General features: G+C 49.0%; 14 protein-coding genes. 3 read left to right on the top strand and 11 right to left on the bottom strand.

The features are described 5' to 3' along the window. The first annotated feature begins 88 nt into the window (after positions 1–88). Positions 89–763 carry a hypothetical protein gene (locus tag FD09_RS01305; protein WP_057817480.1) on the top strand — a complete coding sequence of 225 codons (675 nt, stop codon included), beginning with the start codon at positions 89–91 and terminating at the stop codon, positions 761–763. 129 nt (positions 764–892) lie between these two features. Here the strand turns inward: FD09_RS01305 and FD09_RS01300 are convergent, their stop codons facing one another. Genes FD09_RS01300 through FD09_RS01290 form a run of 3 tightly spaced genes read right to left on the bottom strand, consistent with a single transcriptional unit; the run spans position 893 to position 4,549 of the window. Then, positions 893–1,942, bottom strand: coding sequence for an oxidoreductase (locus FD09_RS01300; protein ID WP_057817478.1), 1,050 nt, complete (start codon positions 1,940–1,942; stop codon positions 893–895). After that, entirely contained in the window at positions 1,939–3,216 is a 1,278-nt protein-coding gene (locus FD09_RS01295) for a PTS sugar transporter subunit IIC (protein ID WP_057817476.1), read from the bottom strand. The genes FD09_RS01300 and FD09_RS01295 overlap by 4 nt, the downstream gene beginning before the upstream one ends. Next, complete coding sequence (locus tag FD09_RS01290; RefSeq protein ID WP_057817474.1) at positions 3,200–4,549, bottom strand: 6-phospho-beta-glucosidase; 1,350 nt, start codon at positions 4,547–4,549, stop codon at positions 3,200–3,202. Before FD09_RS01290 ends, FD09_RS01295 begins: the two co-directional genes overlap by 17 nt. A 184-nt stretch (positions 4,550–4,733) precedes the next feature. Here FD09_RS01290 and FD09_RS01285 point away from each other — a divergent pair, with 184 nt between their 5' ends. Continuing rightward, positions 4,734–5,483: a MurR/RpiR family transcriptional regulator gene (locus FD09_RS01285; protein WP_057817472.1), complete on the top strand. Its 750-nt coding sequence runs from the start codon at positions 4,734–4,736 to the stop codon at positions 5,481–5,483. 95 nt (positions 5,484–5,578) lie between these two features. On the opposite strand, the gene tkt is transcribed toward FD09_RS01285, so the two are convergent. The 7 genes from tkt to FD09_RS01250 form a co-directional block, all read right to left on the bottom strand. Next, positions 5,579–7,579: a transketolase gene (tkt, locus tag FD09_RS01280; protein ID WP_057817470.1), complete on the bottom strand. Its 2,001-nt coding sequence runs from the start codon at positions 7,577–7,579 to the stop codon at positions 5,579–5,581. A gap of 22 nt (positions 7,580–7,601) precedes the next feature. Continuing rightward, the gene (locus tag FD09_RS01275; protein WP_057817468.1) at positions 7,602–8,876 is read right to left on the bottom strand and encodes a PTS ascorbate transporter subunit IIC; all 1,275 of its coding nucleotides are present in this window, start codon (positions 8,874–8,876) and stop codon (positions 7,602–7,604) included. 20 nt (positions 8,877–8,896) lie between these two features. Further along, a complete protein-coding gene (locus FD09_RS01270) occupies positions 8,897–9,193 on the bottom strand; it encodes a PTS sugar transporter subunit IIB (protein WP_057817466.1) in 297 nt (98 codons plus the stop codon). Further along, on the bottom strand, positions 9,186–11,144 hold the full coding sequence (locus FD09_RS01265) for a BglG family transcription antiterminator (protein ID WP_057817464.1): 1,959 nt from the start codon (positions 11,142–11,144) through the stop codon (positions 9,186–9,188). Before FD09_RS01265 ends, FD09_RS01270 begins: the two co-directional genes overlap by 8 nt. 230 nt (positions 11,145–11,374) lie before the next feature. Next, the gene (gene celB, locus FD09_RS01260) at positions 11,375–12,673 is read right to left on the bottom strand and encodes a PTS cellobiose transporter subunit IIC (RefSeq protein ID WP_057817462.1); all 1,299 of its coding nucleotides are present in this window, start codon (positions 12,671–12,673) and stop codon (positions 11,375–11,377) included. 19 nt (positions 12,674–12,692) lie between these two features. Beyond that, positions 12,693–13,619, bottom strand: coding sequence for a DUF7916 family protein (locus FD09_RS01255; protein WP_057817460.1), 927 nt, complete (start codon positions 13,617–13,619; stop codon positions 12,693–12,695). Positions 13,620–13,639: 20 nt separating this feature from the next. After that, a complete protein-coding gene (locus FD09_RS01250) occupies positions 13,640–14,566 on the bottom strand; it encodes a DUF7916 family protein (RefSeq protein WP_057817458.1) in 927 nt (308 codons plus the stop codon). Positions 14,567–14,744: 178 nt separating this feature from the next. On the opposite strand from FD09_RS01250, the gene FD09_RS01245 reads away from it, so the two are divergent. Then, complete coding sequence (locus tag FD09_RS01245) at positions 14,745–15,470, top strand: GntR family transcriptional regulator (RefSeq protein WP_057817456.1); 726 nt, start codon at positions 14,745–14,747, stop codon at positions 15,468–15,470. A 511-nt stretch (positions 15,471–15,981) separates the two neighbouring features. Here the strand turns inward: FD09_RS01245 and FD09_RS01240 are convergent. Then, the gene (locus FD09_RS01240; RefSeq protein ID WP_162261462.1) at positions 15,982–19,731 is read right to left on the bottom strand and encodes a KxYKxGKxW signal peptide domain-containing protein; all 3,750 of its coding nucleotides are present in this window, start codon (positions 19,729–19,731) and stop codon (positions 15,982–15,984) included. Positions 19,732–20,148 lie beyond the last annotated feature (417 nt).

The following is a 20,148-nucleotide window of genomic DNA, read 5'->3' as shown; positions in this document are numbered from 1 at the left end:
AACAATTTGATCCATGTCGTAAGCTGCAATTGTATAACTATACTGGTTGTTTAAAGCTAGTATCAATGTAACGAGGGAGACAATACTAATGAGAAAAGAGAAGGAAATTGAAGTGCTTTCAGCGGGAACTGATTCATCACATCACCCGTGGATGAATTTTAGTCACGATATTTTCAACTACGATGAATATATCGATATTATTACAATGATCGTTGACAACATGCATGATGATCTTCGAAAAATTGACAAAGTGAAATTCGAATCTGACATGCAAGATATAGCTCGAATCATCACCCAAAAGCCCAAGCATCCGAGACCTGTTCTTACCCCAGAAGACATCGCTATCCCAGAATTAAGGCTGAAAGAAATCCAGACTAATAGTCGCGTCACAGTAAAAATCGAATTGAGTCAACTACGCAAGGTATGTGTTTTCAATGATCACGTTATCTTAATCACAAATACTCGGTTCTTGAGCGTCATTTTCCGAGACTATTACCAAAATTATTCTCGAATTTTTTCACCAGCGCAGCTCAATGCTCTGATGGCCAAAGATGGTATCGAGTTTATTTTGTTTGCCTACGCTAAATCGATTGCCTCGATAGAGAAAATCATTTTGTACGCACAAGACAAAGACATGTTGGAAGACAATCGCGCAGTGCAAGATGAAACGCCAAAAGGCATAGAACACTTATTCTCTGAAAACGGTCAAAATATACAGCACAAAAACAATATTCTAAGATTTCGACCGGACAGGTCTAAATGATGTTTGTGCTTTTGTTAAACCTTCTGAGTCCGTGTGTCATTTGAGTCCATAAGCTTCAAAACAATAGAACCCAGAGGCACAGTCATCCGCCTCCGGGTTCGTCACATCTATAGGAAGATCCAAATCCAACTAACCAAACCGCACCACACTTGGGCTTGGCTGACTCACCCCCTTCTCCAATATCTCAATATCAAGCAATGTCTCCTCATCCGACACCAACTTGGGTGCACCCTTCAAAATCGTATTGAACAAACTGTCGTAAACTCGTCCATAATCCCCCTGTTCCGACGGGATCTGCTTCGTAATCCAGTCCCCACTCGGATTATGGTACTTCACCACCCCAAACTGATCTGGTGAATCCTGGCCAAATCCAGTCGTAATCGGACTCATCCCCAGCTTCAAATCATTCTCCTGCTGGTCGATGTCGTACTTAATATAGGACCCCCTCGTGCCGTGCAAGATGAATCGCGGGTACGGTGCTGCCACTAACGGACTCGTTTTAACAATGGCCTTGAAGCGGTCGTAATAGAGACTGGCCTCATAATAATCGTCAACGGTACTTTCCGGATTTTGAATTGCCCGAATATCGTAACCGACTGATTGGGGTCGGCCAAACACTGCAATCACTTGATCCAGCATATGGATACCCAAGCCGTAGAACGAGCCGTCGCGGGGTTTGCCTTGATGGACAGCGTTATCGGGGCGATATTTATCGAAATGGGACTCCAGTTCTAATGGTTCGCCCACGTACCCTCGTTCCAATACTTTCTTCAACGTCAGATAGTCACTATCAAATCGCCGATTCTGAAACGGCATGGCGACTAACTGCTTTTCTTTCGCTAACTGCAGCAGCTCTTCCGTTTGCGCCGCCGTTTCGCTAAACGGCTTTTCCACCATCACGTTCTTGCCCGCATTGAGCACCTGCTTAGCCAATGGAAAATGGGTCGCGGGAGGTGTGCACAGCGTCAGTAGTTGTACCTCGTCGTCCGCCAAAATGGGATCGAGACTGTCCACAAACTGGATGCCCAATTCTTTATATGGTGCTTCGCGCTGCGGTTCTGGTTGAATATTCACGACGTACTTCACCTGAACATTCCCCCGATAAATCAGATAGGGCAAATGATACCGGGTCGCGCTTTTACCGAAACCAACGATCGCGACAACTAATGGTTTATTCATTCTGTTGCTCCTTTTCCACTCACAACACTGGCAGATGCCGGCGCATTGTTTTTCTCCTCTGTCGCTTCTGCTGCACTCTGCTTACGATCCAAAATCTTGAAGAACGGGAAGTACAGCGCGTAGGAAATGACAATCGTGCAGGCGGACCAGATCGCGGCGCCGATACTGCCGTTAGTGGCCAGATATGGTCCGATGATCGGCGGTGTCGTCCAGGGCACCTCAGTCACAATCCGGCCAACCCAGCCTAAGCGCATGAAGACAATGGTCATGGCGCCAAGAATCATGGGGGTTGCGACAAAAGGGATGGCCATGATCGGATTCATGACGATTGGGAACCCAAAGATGACCGGTTCATTGATACAGAAGATGGCCGGGCCAATACTCAGACGCCCTAGATCCCGATACATTTTGCTGCGGGCCACTAGCATGGCCAGGACCAGACCGATCGTACAGCCGGAACCACCAATGTTTTGGAACAACGTCCAGAACCCATCAGCGACATCATACGGTACCGTTTGGCCGGCTTGGAAGGCCTTGATGTTGGCGGCAATGTTGCTTAAGAAAATAGGGGTGACAATGCCAGCCAACAAGTTGGGACCATGGACCCCGATCAACCATAACGCCAGGGCGATAAAGGTATAGACCAGCAATCCGGGAATGGTATTCAGACCAAAAATCAGTGGTTGGAAAACGCGCTGTAAAATGTCGTTGACGTTGATCTGCAAGACCACCCGAATGAGCCAGACAATCAGTAACACCAGAGCTGCTGGCGTCAAACTGTTAAACGACTGCGCCACGGCTGGGGGAACACTATCCGGTAATTTAATGGTCAAATTGTGGGCTACGACGAAGCGAGAAACCACCGTAGTCAAGACTGCCACTAGAATAGCTGTAAACATCCCAGTCGCACTGAGGTTGGCGACACTAATTTGAAACTTGTTATCCACCGTGGCGAGTAAAAAAGCAATGGTGGTAATAATCGTGTTGGACAATAGCTCAATCTTGAAGTTTTTGGCCAGCGAGTAGCCAATACCAATGGCAGAAATGAGTCCAAGCATACCAAAGGACACATTCACGACTGAATTCAGCATTGGCGTGTAAGGCTTGATGAAATTCGTCCAGGCGATAATTGGAAAGTTCCCAACGATCAAGAACAGACTACCGACAATGGTAAACGGCACGGTGAAGGACAACCCATCCCGGATGGCTGTGAGGTAATTGTTGCTGCCGATTTTTAAGAAGAACGGCAAGATACTGTTAATGAACTTCTTCATGTGTTTTCCCCTCCAATTGGCTGAAATCAAACTGCGGTAAATATTCCTTATTGGCCAATAACATTTCATCCAACAGCTTCTTGGCGTCCACATCACTGTGCACCAACGGATTGATCGTCATGGCTTTCAATGCGGTCCCATAATCGCCCGTCACTGCGGCTTTGCACGCGGCCACTTCGAAAGCTTTCATTTCTTGAACAATTCCAGCGACGGAAGATGGCATATGTCCAGTCGTCACGGGCAATGCGCCATGGGCAGAAATGACACAGTTCAGTTCCATCACGGCATCTGGTGCCATATCGAGACAAGCGCCATTGTTCGGGACATTCACCGTTTGCATGTCTTGCTTGTCGGCGTAAATGGAGTACACCAAGTTACAGGAAGCTTCGCTATAACCAGAACCGCCGCGTTTCTTCAATTCCGGTGGTACTGTCGTCAATTTTGGATTCTCGTAAATATGAAAAAGCTGCTGCTCCAACCGCTCGGCCACGACCGCCCGTGAACCCTCGCCTGCAATAGCTGCTTTTTCTTCTGCCAAGACTTGGCGCGTCTTCCAATAATATTGCAGATAACTGATGGGAATAACGCCCAAGCTTTGCAGGAAATCGGTATTCCAATTACCTACGCCCGGATTGTCGACCCGCTGCTGCTGGCTAGTCACCAAATCGATGACATGCTTGGTGACTTCACGGCCATCCAGGTAGATATGCTTGGCAAAGACCAGATGGTTCAGACCAATAAATTCGACATAGATGCGATCCTTCGTGACGTTCAAGGCATTGGCAATGTCTCGGACGATGTTATCAGGGCCGTTGCATAAGCCCATAATTTTCGTCCACTTGGTGTAGTGGGTCACCGCTTCAGCCATCATGCCTGCAGGGTTCGCAAAATTGATCAACCATGCATTGGGACACAGTTCTTCCATCTCATGCACAATATCAATCAACACGGGAATCGACCGTAATCCCATCATCAATTCCCCGGCACCATTGGTTTCCTGGCCGATCAAACCGTATTTTGCCGGGATGTTCTCATCGTTCATGCGGGCGGGTAATTGTCCCACTCGATATTGCGTCGTGACAAAATCCGCATCCTTCAAAGCAGCCCGCCGATCCATTGTGGTGACGATCTTCATCGGTACCCCTGCTTTAGCAACCATCCGTTTCGCCATGGCACCAATAATGTGGAGTTTCTTTTCCCCAGCCGGTACATCCACGAGCCAAAGTTCAGCCACTGGCATCTTGTCGTAACGATCCAAGAATCCCTGGACGAGTTCTGGCGTATACCCCGAGCCGCCCCCGATTGTGGCAATCTTAATTTTGCGTTTTTCCATAATTGAAAATTCCTCCCTGTGTCCGTAAGCGATTCCTTAATTCATCTTTCAGTCTAGCTGGCGAGCCTCTGAAAGGGAATACAATTGGCGCTAACAGGCACCAGAACGGCGATCAGGTAAATGTGACATTTGCGACACAACGTGTATCATCCGTGGTACACTGACAGCAAAGGAGGAAACGCACATGCTCTTTCTAGACAAAACCATCCCGTTATCCGATATTGACCTCGTCATTTATAAATATGTACTGCAACACATGGACAAGGTCGTGCTCATGCGCATTCGCGAACTGGCCGCAGCGACGCATACCAGCACGGCCAGCATCCAGCGCTTCTGTCATAAATTCGAATCTTCTGGATTTACAGAGTTCAAGGTGCGCTTGAAACTGCTGCTGAAGCAGACTCAAGATAACCAACGGCAAAATCAGGTGGACACTGGTGTATATATCGATTTTCTGAAACGGACGGAACAATCGGACTACAAAGAAAGCATCGATGCTGCGATCAAATTGCTGCAGAACACTGAATTGGTGCTTTTCATTGGTGTGGGCTCTTCCAATGTAATGGCGGAGTATGGTTCATTATATTTTTCCTCAATGTTCCACATGGCAGTGCGGATTGAGGACCCTGTAACTTATCCAATGGCCTATTTATCTCCCACACTCCTGGAAAAAACCTGCGTCGTGGCATTATCGGTATCTGGTGAAACACCTGAGATCATTAACTATCTGAGCAACATTAGCTTCCGAAACAGCCATATTATTTCCATCACAAATTCCGCCGATTCGACAGTGGCTCGGTTGTCTGACGTCAATATTGCTTACTACATCAACAAAGAGTCTTACCGAGAACAAGATGTGACTTCGCAGTTGCCTTGCTTGTTTACGTTGGAGAAGTTGTCGAAGATTTTGCACGAGCAGGCAAGACCTGACTAATTCATTACCAGCACATTTACTTCACTAAAAAAGCCCACAACCACTTGCACTAAGCAATTGACCATGAGCTTCCATCGTTATAGTTTCAAACCAATTTATTGAACCACTGAAGATTCCACATACGCCGCCCGGTACATCCTCACCGCCCGATCTGCCGTAAAATCGATCTCCTTAATAATATCCGCCGCCGGCGCCGACTCGCCAAATTGATCCCAGCCCATCCGGACACCGTTCATCCCCACATACTGTTGCCAACCCAGCGTCGCACCTAACTCGATCGACATTCTCCGACTGACGGAGGCGGGTAAAACCGTCTCCTGATACGCCTTATCCTGTTGTTCAAATAGCTCCCAAGAAGGCATCGAAACCACCCGGACGTTCTGTCCATCCGCATTCAACTGTTTCTGTGCTTCAACCGCGATAGATACTTCGGAACCAGTGGCGATAATAATGCCTTCAGGATGGTGCCCATTTGGCGCGTCAGAGAGCACATATGCCCCGCGTTCAGCCTTATCCATATCTGAGTCTGCTAATTCCGGTACTGGTTGTCGATTCAGAATAATCGCCACCGGTCGGTCAGTCGATTTCACTGCGATATCCCAAGCCGCCTTGGTTTCAGTCGAGTCTGCCGGACGGAACACTGTGATATTCGGCATCGCCCGTAACGACATCAGGTGCTCGACGGGCTGATGGGTAGGCCCGTCCTGACCCACATGGAGACTATCGTGGGTAAAGACAAAGATTGTGGGTGTGTGCATAATCGCCGCCTGGCGAATGGCGCTGCGCATGTAGTCGGAAAAGACTAGGAAAGTGCCGGTGTAACCCCGCAATCCGCCATGCAGCGTAATGCCATTGGCAATCGCAGCCATCCCGAATTCGCGTACACCGAAGTAAATATTGGGTCCGGCATAGCGATGCTGGGACATGAAGAATTCATCTGTGATTGTGGTTTTGTTGGAAGTTCCCAAATCGGCACTTCCTCCAACCAACACTGAATACTCGGGATAGATACTATTCAAGATTTTCCCAGATGCCCCACGCGTCGGCATATCGCCGTGAATTTCAAGGTCAGCAATATCTGGCAGTGGTAATTTTTCATCAATAATTCGATTCAACACAGAAGCATCTTGGGGATACGCCGCACGGTACTTATCCCACATTTGCTGCCACGCAAGTTCGGTGGCTTCACCGTGTTCAATCATGGGTGCAAAGCCTTTTTTCACCTCGTCTGGGACATAGAATGCGGGCTTATCAGCAAAGCCAAACGATTGGCGCATATGCGCTGCTTCACTCTCTGATACAGGATCACTGTGAATATCCGAAGTGCCCGCCATCGTGGAACCAAAGCCGATCACGGTATTCACTTTAATCAACGTGGGCCGGCTAGATGACCGTTTTGCGGCTTCGATGGCCAGCCGAATTTCATCAATATTATTACCGTCTTTGACTTCCAGCGTGTACCAACCCATGGCCGCAAACTTGGCCAGTTCGTCTTCTTGATTGGACACTGTGAGCGGTCCATCAGAAGTAACATGATTGGCGTCCCACAATACAATCAGTTTATGCAGCCCCAGGTTACCAGCGATGGATGCTGTTTCTTGTGTGACCCCTTCTTCAAAATCGCCATCCCCTGAGACCACATAGGTGTAATGATCAATGATCGGGAAACCAGGCCGGTTAAAGCGATCCGCCAAATGCGCTTCTGCGATTGCTAAACCCACCGCCATCGCGAAACCTTGTCCCAGAGGCCCCGTACTCACATCCACCCCAGCTGTTTTATGAATTTCTGGATGCCCCGGCGTGAGGCTATGCAACTGCCGGAACTTTTTAATATCTTCAATCGACAACGGGAAGTCTGACATATGCATCAATGAATACAGCAGCATTGAGCCATGCCCCGCACTCAATACAAACCGATCACGATCAAACCAATGAGTGTCGTGGGGATTCTGTTTGAGATAGTAGCGCCACAGGGCATAACCCATGGGTGCTGTTCCCAGTGGCATCCCCATGTGCCCATGGTGGGCATTCTGCACAGCATCCACTGTCAAAGAACGAATTGTATCGACTGTCAGTTGATCGAGTTTTGTAGCCATTTAGAAACCTCCTCGTTTTACCTTAGAAAATCATTTGGAATAGTTGACCAATATACTTAATGAGCAACGCCAGGACGTTGAAGTCTGTTTCTGGGAAAGCTGTCCCCTTCAATCCGACTGATTGCAGGACTGGATAAACCAGCGATGGCCCCACTGCAATGAGAATACCAATCACAAAGGAACCAACTACTGCACCTTTCCATCCACCAGTGGCATTGCCAAACACACCGGCTGTCGCGCCGATGAAGAAATAAGGCACAGCCACGGGAATAATCACTGGCATCTTAAGGGCGCCAAAGACAAACATCATGAGTAGCCCGGCGGCATAGGAAGAAATGAATCCAATCACAGTCGCTGTTGGTGCATATGGGAAAACCACTGGAACGTCCAATGCAGGTTTGGCATTCGGGATCAGCTTTTCGGAGATTCCTACGAATGCGTTTACAATTTCTCCCAGAAGTAACCGAACCCCCGTAATGATGACGTACAAAGCAGCGGAGAATTGCAACCCTTGAAGTAACGGATAGACCAGCCAGCTCACACCACCAGAGAGTTTTTCCACCGCCCCGCGCCCAGCAATAAAGGCCGCAATGTAGTAGAAAATGACCATTGTGATCGACACACCAATCACGTAATCCTTAAAGATACTCAGCCAGCCGGGCAGTTTCAGTTTTTCAGTACTGTCTTCTGGATTACCCACCTTGCCTCCAAGCCAACCCGAGAGTGCATAGCCCAATGACACGTAATGCCCGAGGGCAATGTCGTCCCCACCAGTGATCTTGCGCATCCCTGGTTGTGCAATGGCGGGCATTGCGGCGGACATGAAGCCCACGATAATCCCACCGATACCAATGATCCAAGGATTGGACAAGCCAACAGATTTCAACATAATTGTCGATAAAGCCGCTAAATACAGGTTATGTTGGCCAGTCAAGAAGATATACTTCATGGGTGTAAATCTAGCAAACAACAGATTCCACACAAATCCGGTCGTCATGACCAACGCCACAGTGGTCCCAAACCGTTGCTGGGCCAAAGCGGTGACTGCCTCAGCTAAGGGTAATACCCCTTGCAGGTGAAAGCCTGTCGCAAATAATTTCTGGAAATCGTTCAGTGCTGTGGATGCAGCCGCGGAACCAACTGAGAAAACAAGGAATCCAACGATTGTCTTGATCGTGCCGCTCACAACTTTAGCCGGGCTTTCCTTTTGAACCACTAACCCAATAAAGGAAATAATTCCCACCATAATGGCCGCCGAGCTTAAAAGATCAATCAGGATAGTCAGCAACTCATTCATATCAAACAGTCTCCCTTCTGTTAACTATCCTCACCTTGGCTCTTGAGAAATTCTTCCAACTTGGTTTTGATTTCTTCTTTATCCGTTAAATCCTTGATCCCAATGACGTGGCGCACATCCCCCTGCACATCAGGGACCAGGTCCGCCATCGTGATTAACAAATCTGGATCCATTCCTTTGGCAGCATCAATCACATCATGGGAGACGTCCAATGGAAAGCCGTTTTCCCGAGCGACTTGACCGACCTTAATCTTTAACATCATGGATGAGCCCATACCTGTGCGGCAAGCCACTAATACAGAATATTTTTTAGCCATTAAAATCATGCCTTTCTTCGTATCGTTTGATCAGGTCATACACCTGCTCGGGCGCCGTTGCATTCTGTAACGCCTGGAGGAAGTCCCGATCACCAATAAAATCCACTAATTCCGATAACGCCCGCAGATGTGTCCGACTGTCTGTGGCACTGAGTGCAAAGACAAAACGGACCGGATCATTTGCTTTGTTGCCAAAGGGGATTGGTTTCGTCAATGTGGCGATGGCAATTCCCACCTTTTGAGCCCCACTTTCTGGCCGCGCATGGGGCAAAGCAACGCCTTTGCTAATGACGATATAGGGCCCAGATTCCCGAGTGGTTTGTACCATATCCTCGACATATCCAGCGCTCACATATCCCTGTGTGACTAGCGGTTGGGCACTTTGCCGAATGGCATCCTCCCAGTCCTTTGCGTCCACGCTTAACTGAATGAGAGCGGTATTGGTCACATCACTCAGCATTTGTTCGCTCCCCTCTAAACGATTAATCGTATTTTGTACTCGTTCACGATCACGGTCGGTTAATAATGCACTGACCACGATTACCGGAATGTGATTGACATTTTCCAGATCGATCGTTGAAATAATTAAATCAATTGGTCCCAATCTTTGAATGTGGCGACCCACATCTTTCTTCGCTGATGTACCTTGAATCAAAAGTTCTGGGAAAGTTGTGCGCAACTTTGTCACAAGCAGCTTTGATGTAGCCAGGCCACTGGTGCATACCACCAATGTATTGAGTCCTGGTTTGTGTTCTTCAAAGTATCGGGCAAAATATAACGTGATAAAGCCAATTTCATCACTGGAGATTTCCGGCAAGTGATATTGCCGACTGATCTTTTCTGCTGTTTGCTGCACACTTTTGAATAATGATGGATACTCTTCCTGAATGTCCCTCAGCAACACGTTGTGGACCATAATGCGGTTGTTTAGCCGAGTAAGCATCGGGCGAATATGACTTTCTAAGTCGGTGGCCAAGCGATCATCCTGAATCGGTTGCTCACTGGCTCGACTGACCCCATCAACAAACGATCGTGTCACTCGCTCAACTAAACTATCCAATGCCGATTTTTGGGGCTTCTTGGTTCGTTTGAAGGCCAGCCGGGATGCCAGCAAATATTGCATCAGATAATAGCTCTCATTCAACGGTAGCGTGTGACCGACATAGCTTTCCACATGGCCTAATATTTTGGCGGCAATACCGTACAGTGCTGGATGATTATTAATCACGTCACTGTCCATACTGAATGCCGCTGTGGAATCGCCCGCTTGCTGGACTACTTGGTTCCGGGTAATCAAGATATAGAGATGGGAGACAATATTGACGTTATAAGGATAAGGTACAGTACCCCCAGTCTCCTCTTCGATGTTGCGTAATTGTTGAATCGCAAATGCTGTGGCTGAGGGATCTAATAATTGTGATTCAGGTGTCAACGTATCTAGATCAATCAAACCGCTGGAGATGAATCGATCTTGCAGTGCACGGCGAATTTCTCTCTCATGGCCAACAATTGTCAATCGCAAGTTTTGTCGTTGTAATTGCAGATCATAAACTGCCAGCATTTTCCGAATGGCCTGAATATCCACTTCCATCTGCGAATCACTCACATAATATGGTTCAAACAGGTCATGGACGCGGAAAGCACGCGGTGCATTCTCCAGCAACTTATCTAAAATCATGCCTTGTCGCTCTGCAGAACTCACTACCTCGTCCGGTCCTTTATTTTTTGTCTTGCCCTCCTTCAGGTAAATCGAATAATTCAGACGAAACCCAAGTCCTTTCGTACTGGTAATGAGCCGTCCTGAGGGTACGCCTTGATTGAGGCGATCAATGATTCGATAAACAGTTTTTGCAGAAACCAACAATTGATTTGCCAACTCATCCGCAGTCAAATAACCGTTAGCATTTAACAACAAATTAATCAGCCTGGATTCTCTGCTGTGTGTTTGCACGTCGTCTCCCCCTCACACACTTAGTATAGATTGAAACAATGTAACCGCTTTACATAAAAATGTCCACTGGACTGGTCATTTACTGTGAATTATCAGACAATCTCGCCATTAAGACCATCTTCACTCTTCCGCCGAATTAAAATCTGAAGCACAAAAAAATCCAGAACCAGTTCTCCAAAGAAAACCAATCCTAGATTTCACTCACACAAATCACTCTACTCCGCAGCCGCCTAACTCGCCTTTTCCGCCAACGCCTGCTCCTGCTTCAAATTCTGATTATCCATAATCTTAAAGAACGGGTAGTAAATCGCCATCGACACCAGCAAGCAAACCACCTGCACCAGGACGGCCATCCAGGAACCATTGGTCGCCAGATACCCGTTGATAAATGGCGGCATCGTCCACGGCAGTAGCACGCCGGTTACCCGGGGCATGATGTTAAAGTACGTCGCCCAATACACAATATTGTAGTTCACCAGCGGTGCTAACAAGTACGGTATCAGAATCGATGGATTGAGCACCACGGGGATGCCGAACATGAATGGTTCATTGATGGTAAAGATGGTGGGCACAAAGCCGACCTTCCCCAATTCTCGAAACTGCGTGCTCTTGGCAAAGAACGTCACCAGGATCGCTAAGCCCAGCAGAATACCGGAGCCGCCGAGCCATAACATACTGTCGAAAAACGGTTGGGCAATGATATTGGGAATCGGCTTGCCGGCTTGGAAAGCGAGCCGGTTTTGGTCGGCGGCAGCCAACCAGATGGGTGCCATGACACTGCCGACCACGTTAGCACCGTGAATACCGAAGATCCAGAACAAGTGGATGACCAAGACAGCAATGAAGCCGCCCCAAAATCCGGTACCGACAGCCTGTAGCGGACCGCCAATGACTTTGGTCACGATGCTGAAAACCGAACCCCAGCCCGCCCACTCGACGAGCCAGCGAATAATTAAGAAGAACATGACGACGGCAAAACCGGGGAACAATGCCACGAAGGATTGGGTGACATTCGGCGGGACCGCGTCGGGCAACTTGATGTATAAATCATGGGTGATCATAAACCGATAAATATGGGCCGTAATTAGACTCACAATAATAGCCACAAACAAACCTTGACTGCCCAATAGATTCAATGGGACGGCGCCGTCTTTGGTCAAGGGAATCAAGACAACGAATGCCGCCAACGATAGCAAACCCGCACTCAACCCATTTTGATGATAATTACGGGCCAGATTGTACGCGATGGTAAATACCGATACGAGGGCAATCAGGCTGAAGGTCCCATTGATGGCGTAACCCAGTTTGATAATGTAACTAGCGCCAAAAATTCCCTTCATGAACTTGTCATATCCAGGAATTGGCAAAGCTTGTAACAGAATGAATACCGACCCGACGATGACCAGCGGAATAATCTGCGCCAAGCCATCTCGAATCGCCATGAGGTGCTTTTCTCCAGCAACTTTCGCTGCCAACGGAGAAACTTTTTCCTCAATAAAATTCATAAATCCACTTTTCTTCTCTTCCATGGTTTTCCACTCCTTTGCTTCAGTGTCTCGCCATTATTTGCACTTGATGCCGTTTCCCCCGAATGGCTACTCCCAAGGCGTAGATTGCTTCTGGATCAGCTAAGCCGCCCAAGGAATCTCCCACATGCTGAACGTCAAAGCCCAATGCCTTGCTGGACAAGCCGATTTGCCGGATGGTGGCCAGATCAGCAGAATCTTGGCTCGTGCCGTTGGCCGCTATGGTCACCACCCGCTGCTGGTAATCATGGTGGACTTCTGGCCGGGAATTCCAATCGGCGATAATTTTGAGCAGCGGCGCCAGTGTTTCGGGGCTGTATCCAGGCACTGTATATGGTGCGGGTAGTAAAATACCGTCGGCGCCGGCATTGATGAATTCCTCTACATCTGCAGCAGTAATCACCGGTTCATCCACCCCGGAGGAATGCATTTTACCGGCAAAAATCAAACCGTGGAAAGCTTGCTTTGCCACTTTGATCGCCGCGCTAATCTTCTGGTTCGTCACTTGGGTCTTCGGGTTGCCGGTCAGCAAAACATAGTCGATACCCAAAGCTTCCGCCGCCGCAAACGTCTCGCTGGTGGCTTGCCGTCCCTTGGCAATGGCAAATTGTTCATCAAAAGTCTGAACAGTCTCATCGACGGGTTCTAAATTGATCCCGACCAGCGCACCCACCTTCGCCTTCAAAGCTGCCACAGGGGATTCAGCCGGCGCAGTGGGCAATCCTTTAATCTCTGGATGGAAGACATCAAACGTATTGAGCAGGATCAGCTGGGCGCCAAAGGAAGCATCGACTTGAGCCCCACTGATGCCGCCGTACATGGCTGGAAACGACGATACCGTCTCTGCCATGATCACCCGCCCTTCAGATGCAATAATGGCTTGTTTAGCCTGTGTTCCTGGAACATCGAGATAATCTGTGCGTTGCCAATCTAATAATCGTTTCGTCATTTTTCCTCTCCCTTTCGTGATTACCGGATATTGGACCGGGCCAGCATCATCAATTGATGGCGCACCCCGCGCAGCACTTCGCCCAACGTAAACAGATTCTGGGGCAACGTCACCCCGTTGAAGGAATCCCCAATGTGCTGCAAATCCGCACCAGCCGCCTTTGCCGCCAGGCCAATTTGCCGAATGGTGGCTTCATCAGAAGAATCCTGGCTGGTCCCATTGGCGGCCATCACCAGCACCTTTTTCTCAATGGGCAGTTTTTGATTGTATTGACGGACGTAATCCGTGATCTGCCGCAGATCCTGGGGCTCAAAATGAGGAATCGTATACGGTGCGGGGACTAACAACACGTCGACACCCGCATTGATAAACTCTTGGGCAATGGTAAGGTTCATAACCTCTTCCGCGACCCCAGAACCGTGCATTTTGCCCGCCATCACCAAACCGGGGAAATACTTCTGGGCAACCCCAATGGCTTCTAAAATAGCTTGGTTGCTGACGCCAGTGCCTGGATTCCCAGTGAGACAGACAAAGTCAAAGCCCAACTTGGCGGCACTGGTAAAGGTCTTTGGCGAGGCGATCCGACCAATTGAGATATTGGCTCGGCCCTCATTCATCGTGGCTGCTAGATCCACCGGCTCTAAATTGACCCCAATGGCCCGGCCCACCGCCTTCTTAGTCCATTGCACTTGCTGCTGCGGGGGAATATCGTCTGGCGTGCCCACCACTTTGGGATCAAACACATCCAACGCGTTAAACAAAATCAAATCCGCACCCGCAGCCCGTTCAATTTCTGCATTCGTGACACCCAATAGATACGGCTGCGCGACAGGCACATTCTCGGCCATGATCGTCCGCCCCTCAGATGCCAAGATGGCCTGTTTCAATTCCATGGGTGTGGCTGATAGAAAATCTGAGGCGACAAAATCCAGTAAACGTTTCGTCATTTTCATCCTCCTCTCGGTACTTGTTATAACAACATTACCACTGACACCTATTGTATGCGTTTTTATAAGGAAGTCAATACCTGGAATTACGCCTGTTAACAAGCACTTCATTGACATAATTTGGAAACATGATAGTCTTTCTTATGTAGGTATCTTGTTGTGACAAGGAGATGAGTCGATGCGCGATTCCGATGTGAAAATCCCGCTGTATTATCAATTAGCCCAAACGCTTTCCAAACAAATCGAAGCGGAGATGGCGGTAAATGATAAATTAGCCTCGGAAAAGGAAATTGGTGAAGAGTATTCCGTGAGTCGGACCACCGTTCGCTTGGCACTATCTGAGTTGGAACGGCAGGGTTATATTTACCGGATGCAGGGTAAGGGGTCCTATGTGTCGCAACGGCCAGCGAAGATGACCAATTCTTTGCTGAACTTAGCGCCCCAGCCAAATACGGGGAAGACCGCCGACCAGCGCCAGACCAAACTCATTGAATTTGAGCACACCACGCCCTCTGATAAAGTCATGCAGCTAATGAATATTTCTGCACAGCAAAAAATCACTCGGGTGTCGCTGCTCACATCGGCGCTCCAGGAACCATTGCTCATTGATACCTTCCTCATTCGAACGCCCATCTCCACGCCACTGTCCAGGGGATATCTGAAGGTGCAAGATCCTTATGCGGCGTTGTCGTCTCTTGATTTGGATCTTCATGCTGTCTCTGAAACGTATGTCATTACCCAGCCCACTAAAAAAGAGCAGAAATTGTTACGCATTGATGCCCAAGAACCCTTGTTGTTGGCCACTAAGCAATACTATGATTCCAACAACCGGATTATTTTGTTGAACATGCGGCATGTGGTCAGTAGTCGGTTTCAGTACCAGAATTTTTTCTCTAATGATTGATTTAGCATCTAGCACAAAGAAGCCATTTGAGACTGAATTAGTGACACAGTTTCAGATGGCTTTTGGGTGGATGGTTGCCTGTTCAGAAGACGGACGGGCGCATTAATAAGTCTGCCAAATCCAAGAAAGAAAGCCGGCGCGATTCCATTGGCTGACACAAACGTGTGACAATCTCTGTAGAAAAGCTTCCTTCACCGCAACTAGGATCAACCACTTGATTTGAAATTTTTATCCGGCACATAATCGTACAGGTCCAGCATAAGCTCTGCCACCCAAGTGTGTGTATAAATTGTGCCTCCTCAGCCTCCTGTTTGTCTTGCTCCTGCGAGACACGCTCAATGATTAGTCGGCGTGTTATCTTTCTGATGACGATACTCTTAAACTATACCTAACTCATCAAATCCGGTGCGATTATCAAGCCCGCCTTGACGCGTCCCCGGGCCATCGGACAGCAAAGCACCCTTTTCATATCCGTGAAAAGGGTGCTTTGTGAAATCTCTATTTTTAATATTTACGCGTTGCGCTGTTTACGATGCTCAAGCGTCCAACCGCACAAAACGGTGAATGCCGCTAGCGCTGCACCTAATACAGTCCAACCAGTTTCTGACCGCTCACCAGTCTGCGGTAACGTCGGTGTACCAGTCTGATGGCCTGGCAACTGTGTAATGTTCCGCAAACTCCAGTGTGTCGAAACGCCCGGTTGGGTCTGGGCAGTACGCGTCACCAGATTCATCGGTTGGGGATTTTGCCCAACTGGATTGTTGTGGCTGGCATAGTGATCACCAGATTGGCCCGCTTGATGTGGCTGACCCGTGTGTGTGCCGGTACTTGGCTGGCCCGGATTATTGCCACTTGAGGTATTACCACCGTGACCTGGCGTGTTACCACCCGGGGTATTGCTGCCGTGGCCCGGTGTATTGCCACCTTGGCCTGGCGTATTGCCGCCTTGGCCCGGTGTGTTACCACCCTGACTCGGTGTGTTACCGCCTTGACCTGGGGTGTTGCCACCCTGGCCCGGAGTGTTACCACCTTGGCCCGGCGTATTGCCACCCGGAGTAGTCGGTGTCTTTGGTGCCTGCAATGTAATCGTCGGCGCGTCGGCAAGATGCACTGTGGTGGTATCAATCGTTGGGGCGACCACAGAACTCGGGTCCGAGGCAGTCGCGTAATGGAGATCGAGTCCTGGATTCACTGGTGTATTCGGCGCGGCGGGTGCCGGGCTGGTTGTCTTGGGCGCTGTGGGTGTAGCCACATTAGTATAGCCAACGTTAATCTGTTCGCTGGGTACTGGAGTTACCGGCGTGGCATGAATCGTCGGTGTGATTGAATTGGTCGTGTCCACAGGAACCATGAGCAGATATATATCAGAGTTGTTTTGATTGGACATCGATACACTGAAGCCCTGCAAGACTTGCTCTAATTCGTTCATTGGATCTGCTGTGCGGAAGACATAGAGCTGGTTCACATTGTCATAACTCGGTATAACCCGTGTTGGCTCGTTAATGTAGAAACCAGCTAAATAATAGGTTTTTCCATTGACCTGCATGATTGAGTTGATTGTCGTCGGTGATCCATCATAGTTGTTCTGCATGTCGGTGGGGTGCAGCAATTGATCAATTTCATCCGGCGTTAATACTCGGCTCGGGTTTTGTTCGCTAGTATGATGAGTAATACTGCCGGTTGCATAGACTGGGCTGTCAATGCCAGAATCGGGAACACCAACCAATCCAGCTAATGTGCCGTTGTTATCAAGTAAGATGTTAATATTCACACTCTTCGGTCCAAGCATCGACGCACCAGTATTCGGTGTCGACTCATTTGTACTGCTTACGTTCGGATCCAGTATCTGTTGATGCAAGGTGTCGTTATTTTTTTGATCGGCACTATGATCCGCCACATATTGAGACACTTGGTTGAACTGGGCAATAAAGCCATTCGCCGCATTAATACTCTGTTCAAACTTCAATGCGCTAGCGCTGACATTGTCCACCAAGGGAGTTAATCCTTGATCTGTCCCATTTGTTGGCGTTGTACGCGTGGCCGTGGTGTAATTTTGCAATGCCTGATTGAACCCATCCACAACATTGGCATAGCTGCCCGCTTGATTCTTCAGCGTTGCTAATGTCCGGTCAGCGGTACCGGGATAAAGATGAGTTTCCACGTAGGTTCGGGTAATTTTAGCCCCGGAATCAATGGTGTCAATCACAGCCTTGGTATCTGGTTTGTAATTTTCACCGTAAACGGCATTCAGATAGGCAAAGTCTTGATCGATCAAGTACTGGCCCAGTGCCACGATGTTGTCGGAAGCCACCGGCTGTCCCTGCGCATTGGTGGCGTTGGGGTTACTGTTATACTGACTCCACACCCCTTGACCCGTGGTACTGATCTGGTTGACTAGTTTGTTAAACTGATCGGCCGCCGCAATCTGTGCTTGGGCCGCCTGATTGATGGCCGTCACCTTTTGCTGCACAGCCTGGAAAGCCGCTGTTAAGTTTTGGCCTTGCTGATAGGCGGCTGCGTTATGCGTGATGACCTGCGTATTCTGCGCGATGGCCGTGGCCGCACTGGTGGTAAACTGCTGCCAGGCATGGGTGAAATCAGTGATACTGCCGGCGTCCTGATGGGCTAAATGACGTTGCGTGGTGTATGTATTCAGTGCAGTTTGGTAGTCGGCCAACTTTTTCTGATAATCGCTTTGGCTCTTGTTAAATGCCGTCAATGTGTCCTGCGCGGCTTGTTGCTTTTGGTTAAATGCATTGGCCTGATTTGTCAGCGTTGTTTCATCGGTCTGCGCATTGGGCTGCTGCTCAATCTGCTGAATCGTCTGATTATATTGATCCGCGGCCTGCTGCCAATCCGTGACCGCTTTTTGTGTGCTTTCTTGGGGCGCAGCGATATCGTCTTGATAGGCCTTTTGCGCATCCGCGTATGCATTTTTGACCGTATTCACATCTTGATTGTTTTGGGCTGTCGTAGTGGCGGCATCGGCGAATTGGTGATACTGCTGATCTGTCGGATTGTCATTCAGGCTGCTGGTATCAATCGCTGCCGGATGCTGAGCCTGAGCTTGGTCGGCGGCCGTTTGCGCGGCTTGATTAAATTTCTTGGCCTGGGCTTGGTACGCAGTGACATCCGCATCGTATTCACCCTTAATCAAATCTAAGGTGTGCAATAATTGTGTCACAGTCGCCGTATCACCGGCTTGGGCGCTGTACTTGATGCCGTCGATTGCCCCGTTCAACCCGGTGATTGTCTGGGTCAACTGCTTATTTGCGGCAATTACCTGTTGGGCCGCGGCATACGTGGCTTTATCCGTCTTATAGGCGGCCAGGTGGTCTTGAATTTCCTGCACTTGGCCCAAGCCGCTTTGGACGGCAGCAATTTGCTTTTCATAGGCGGCCAGTTTGGCGGCATCCGTCTTGGCGGTCGTATCCGAAGGGGTGATCTGATCAATGGCCCCTTGGTTGGGACCGCCGTTCTTGATATACGCGGCCACTGCGGCCTCGTAATCTTTCACGGCCTGCTCGGTGGCTGTGGTTTGACCGGTGAAAGCCGTCGCTGCGGTTTGGTAAGTCTTCAATGCTTGATTGATCGCCGTGGTCCATTGCGCATCGTCTGGCTGCGGATGATCCAGTAACTTTTGCAACGCTGCTTTAGCCGCATTCGCCGCTTTCGCTTGTTGATTGGCTTGGTCGGTTTGCTTGCCATCCTGTTGATAGGCACCCTTTGTATCGGATTCTGTGCCAGAATGTGTGGTTGTTGTCGGCTGACTTGGTTGTGCCTTGGCAGCGGCAGGTTGTGTTTTCGACACCTGCACTTGCACTGGTTGTGCCTTGTTTTGCTGCGGTTGGGTTGTTTGTGCGTCGCCGGGCTGCGGCTTCACCGGCTGCTTGCTGGCTGTCTGTGTCTTAGCCACCGGAGTTTGGTTCGATTCCGTTGGGCTCGTCTGGGCTGTTGCGGTAGTCTGAGCCGACTTGTTAGGTGTTGCGTCGACATTCGTCTGGCCGGCTTGTGTCGTCGGCTGGGCAACGACCGGTGCCGTTGTGCTTTGTGGCTCACGTTGGTCAGATGCGACTGTGTTACCCTGTGCTGCCTCAGCTGTCGTGGTTTCCCCTGGCGATTCCAGTGATCCCTTAACGCTCGCTGCGGAAACGCTGTGTGGCGCCCCTAACGCCAACCCCATGGCGGTGACAGTAATTCCCGCCGTCAGCCAGCGTTTGCCGGCCTTGTATAATGTGAAGTGCACTTTGGAATGCGCCATACTCCCTTTGACAAAATTTGTGCGTGACAAAACAAGTTCCCCCCATATTTGTACCCTGTATCAAAACAATCAAGAATATTCACGACAATGAATACTCGTCTCCACTATAGTTCAAATATTGAGCGTTGACACAACTTTTCCTTAAGTAAAGCGATATCATTATCAGTCTGTGAATGTTTGTATATATTTTCAAAGCTGCCTCAAAACCGATAAGAAACAACTTCGAAAATACAATCGTTATTCTTTAAATAACACGATCGCTATCACCAGCCTTTTCTAAAAATGCAAACCGCAAAGGCGAATTTTGCAATTCCGAAAATATACCGACCACGGCAGAAAAATAATCGAGACAAGATATTTGTCAGAACTTGTCCCAAAGGTGTAAGCTCAATAAAGAAATGTAAGCGAACTCATTGT

Origin of the sequence: Schleiferilactobacillus perolens DSM 12744, from assembly GCF_001435585.1 — a bacterium.
Lineage (GTDB): Bacteria > Bacillota > Bacilli > Lactobacillales > Lactobacillaceae > Schleiferilactobacillus > Schleiferilactobacillus perolens.
The sequence above is the reverse complement of the archived record's forward strand: the minus strand, read 5'-3'. Positions and strand labels throughout refer to the sequence as shown.

Bases quoted from the DNA above. Each gene is read 5' to 3' on its own strand.
- FD09_RS01240 (WP_162261462.1), bottom strand. From the start codon at position 19,731: ATGGCGCATTCCAAAGTGCACTTCACATTATACAAGGCCGGCAAACGC.
- celB (WP_057817462.1), bottom strand. From the start codon at position 12,673: ATGGAAGAGAAGAAAAGTGGATTTATGAATTTTATTGAGGAAAAAGTT.
- FD09_RS01290 (WP_057817474.1), bottom strand. From the start codon at position 4,549: ATGGAAAAACGCAAAATTAAGATTGCCACAATCGGGGGCGGCTCGGGG.
- FD09_RS01300 (WP_057817478.1), bottom strand. From the start codon at position 1,942: ATGAATAAACCATTAGTTGTCGCGATCGTTGGTTTCGGTAAAAGCGCG.
- FD09_RS01305 (WP_057817480.1), top strand. From the start codon at position 89: ATGAGAAAAGAGAAGGAAATTGAAGTGCTTTCAGCGGGAACTGATTCA.
- FD09_RS01275 (WP_057817468.1), bottom strand. From the start codon at position 8,876: ATGAATGAGTTGCTGACTATCCTGATTGATCTTTTAAGCTCGGCGGCC.
- FD09_RS01285 (WP_057817472.1), top strand. From the start codon at position 4,734: ATGCTCTTTCTAGACAAAACCATCCCGTTATCCGATATTGACCTCGTC.
- FD09_RS01245 (WP_057817456.1), top strand. From the start codon at position 14,745: ATGCGCGATTCCGATGTGAAAATCCCGCTGTATTATCAATTAGCCCAA.
- FD09_RS01295 (WP_057817476.1), bottom strand. From the start codon at position 3,216: ATGAAGAAGTTCATTAACAGTATCTTGCCGTTCTTCTTAAAAATCGGC.
- FD09_RS01270 (WP_057817466.1), bottom strand. From the start codon at position 9,193: ATGGCTAAAAAATATTCTGTATTAGTGGCTTGCCGCACAGGTATGGGC.
- FD09_RS01250 (WP_057817458.1), bottom strand. From the start codon at position 14,566: ATGACGAAACGTTTACTGGATTTTGTCGCCTCAGATTTTCTATCAGCC.
- FD09_RS01255 (WP_057817460.1), bottom strand. From the start codon at position 13,619: ATGACGAAACGATTATTAGATTGGCAACGCACAGATTATCTCGATGTT.
- tkt (WP_057817470.1), bottom strand. From the start codon at position 7,579: ATGGCTACAAAACTCGATCAACTGACAGTCGATACAATTCGTTCTTTG.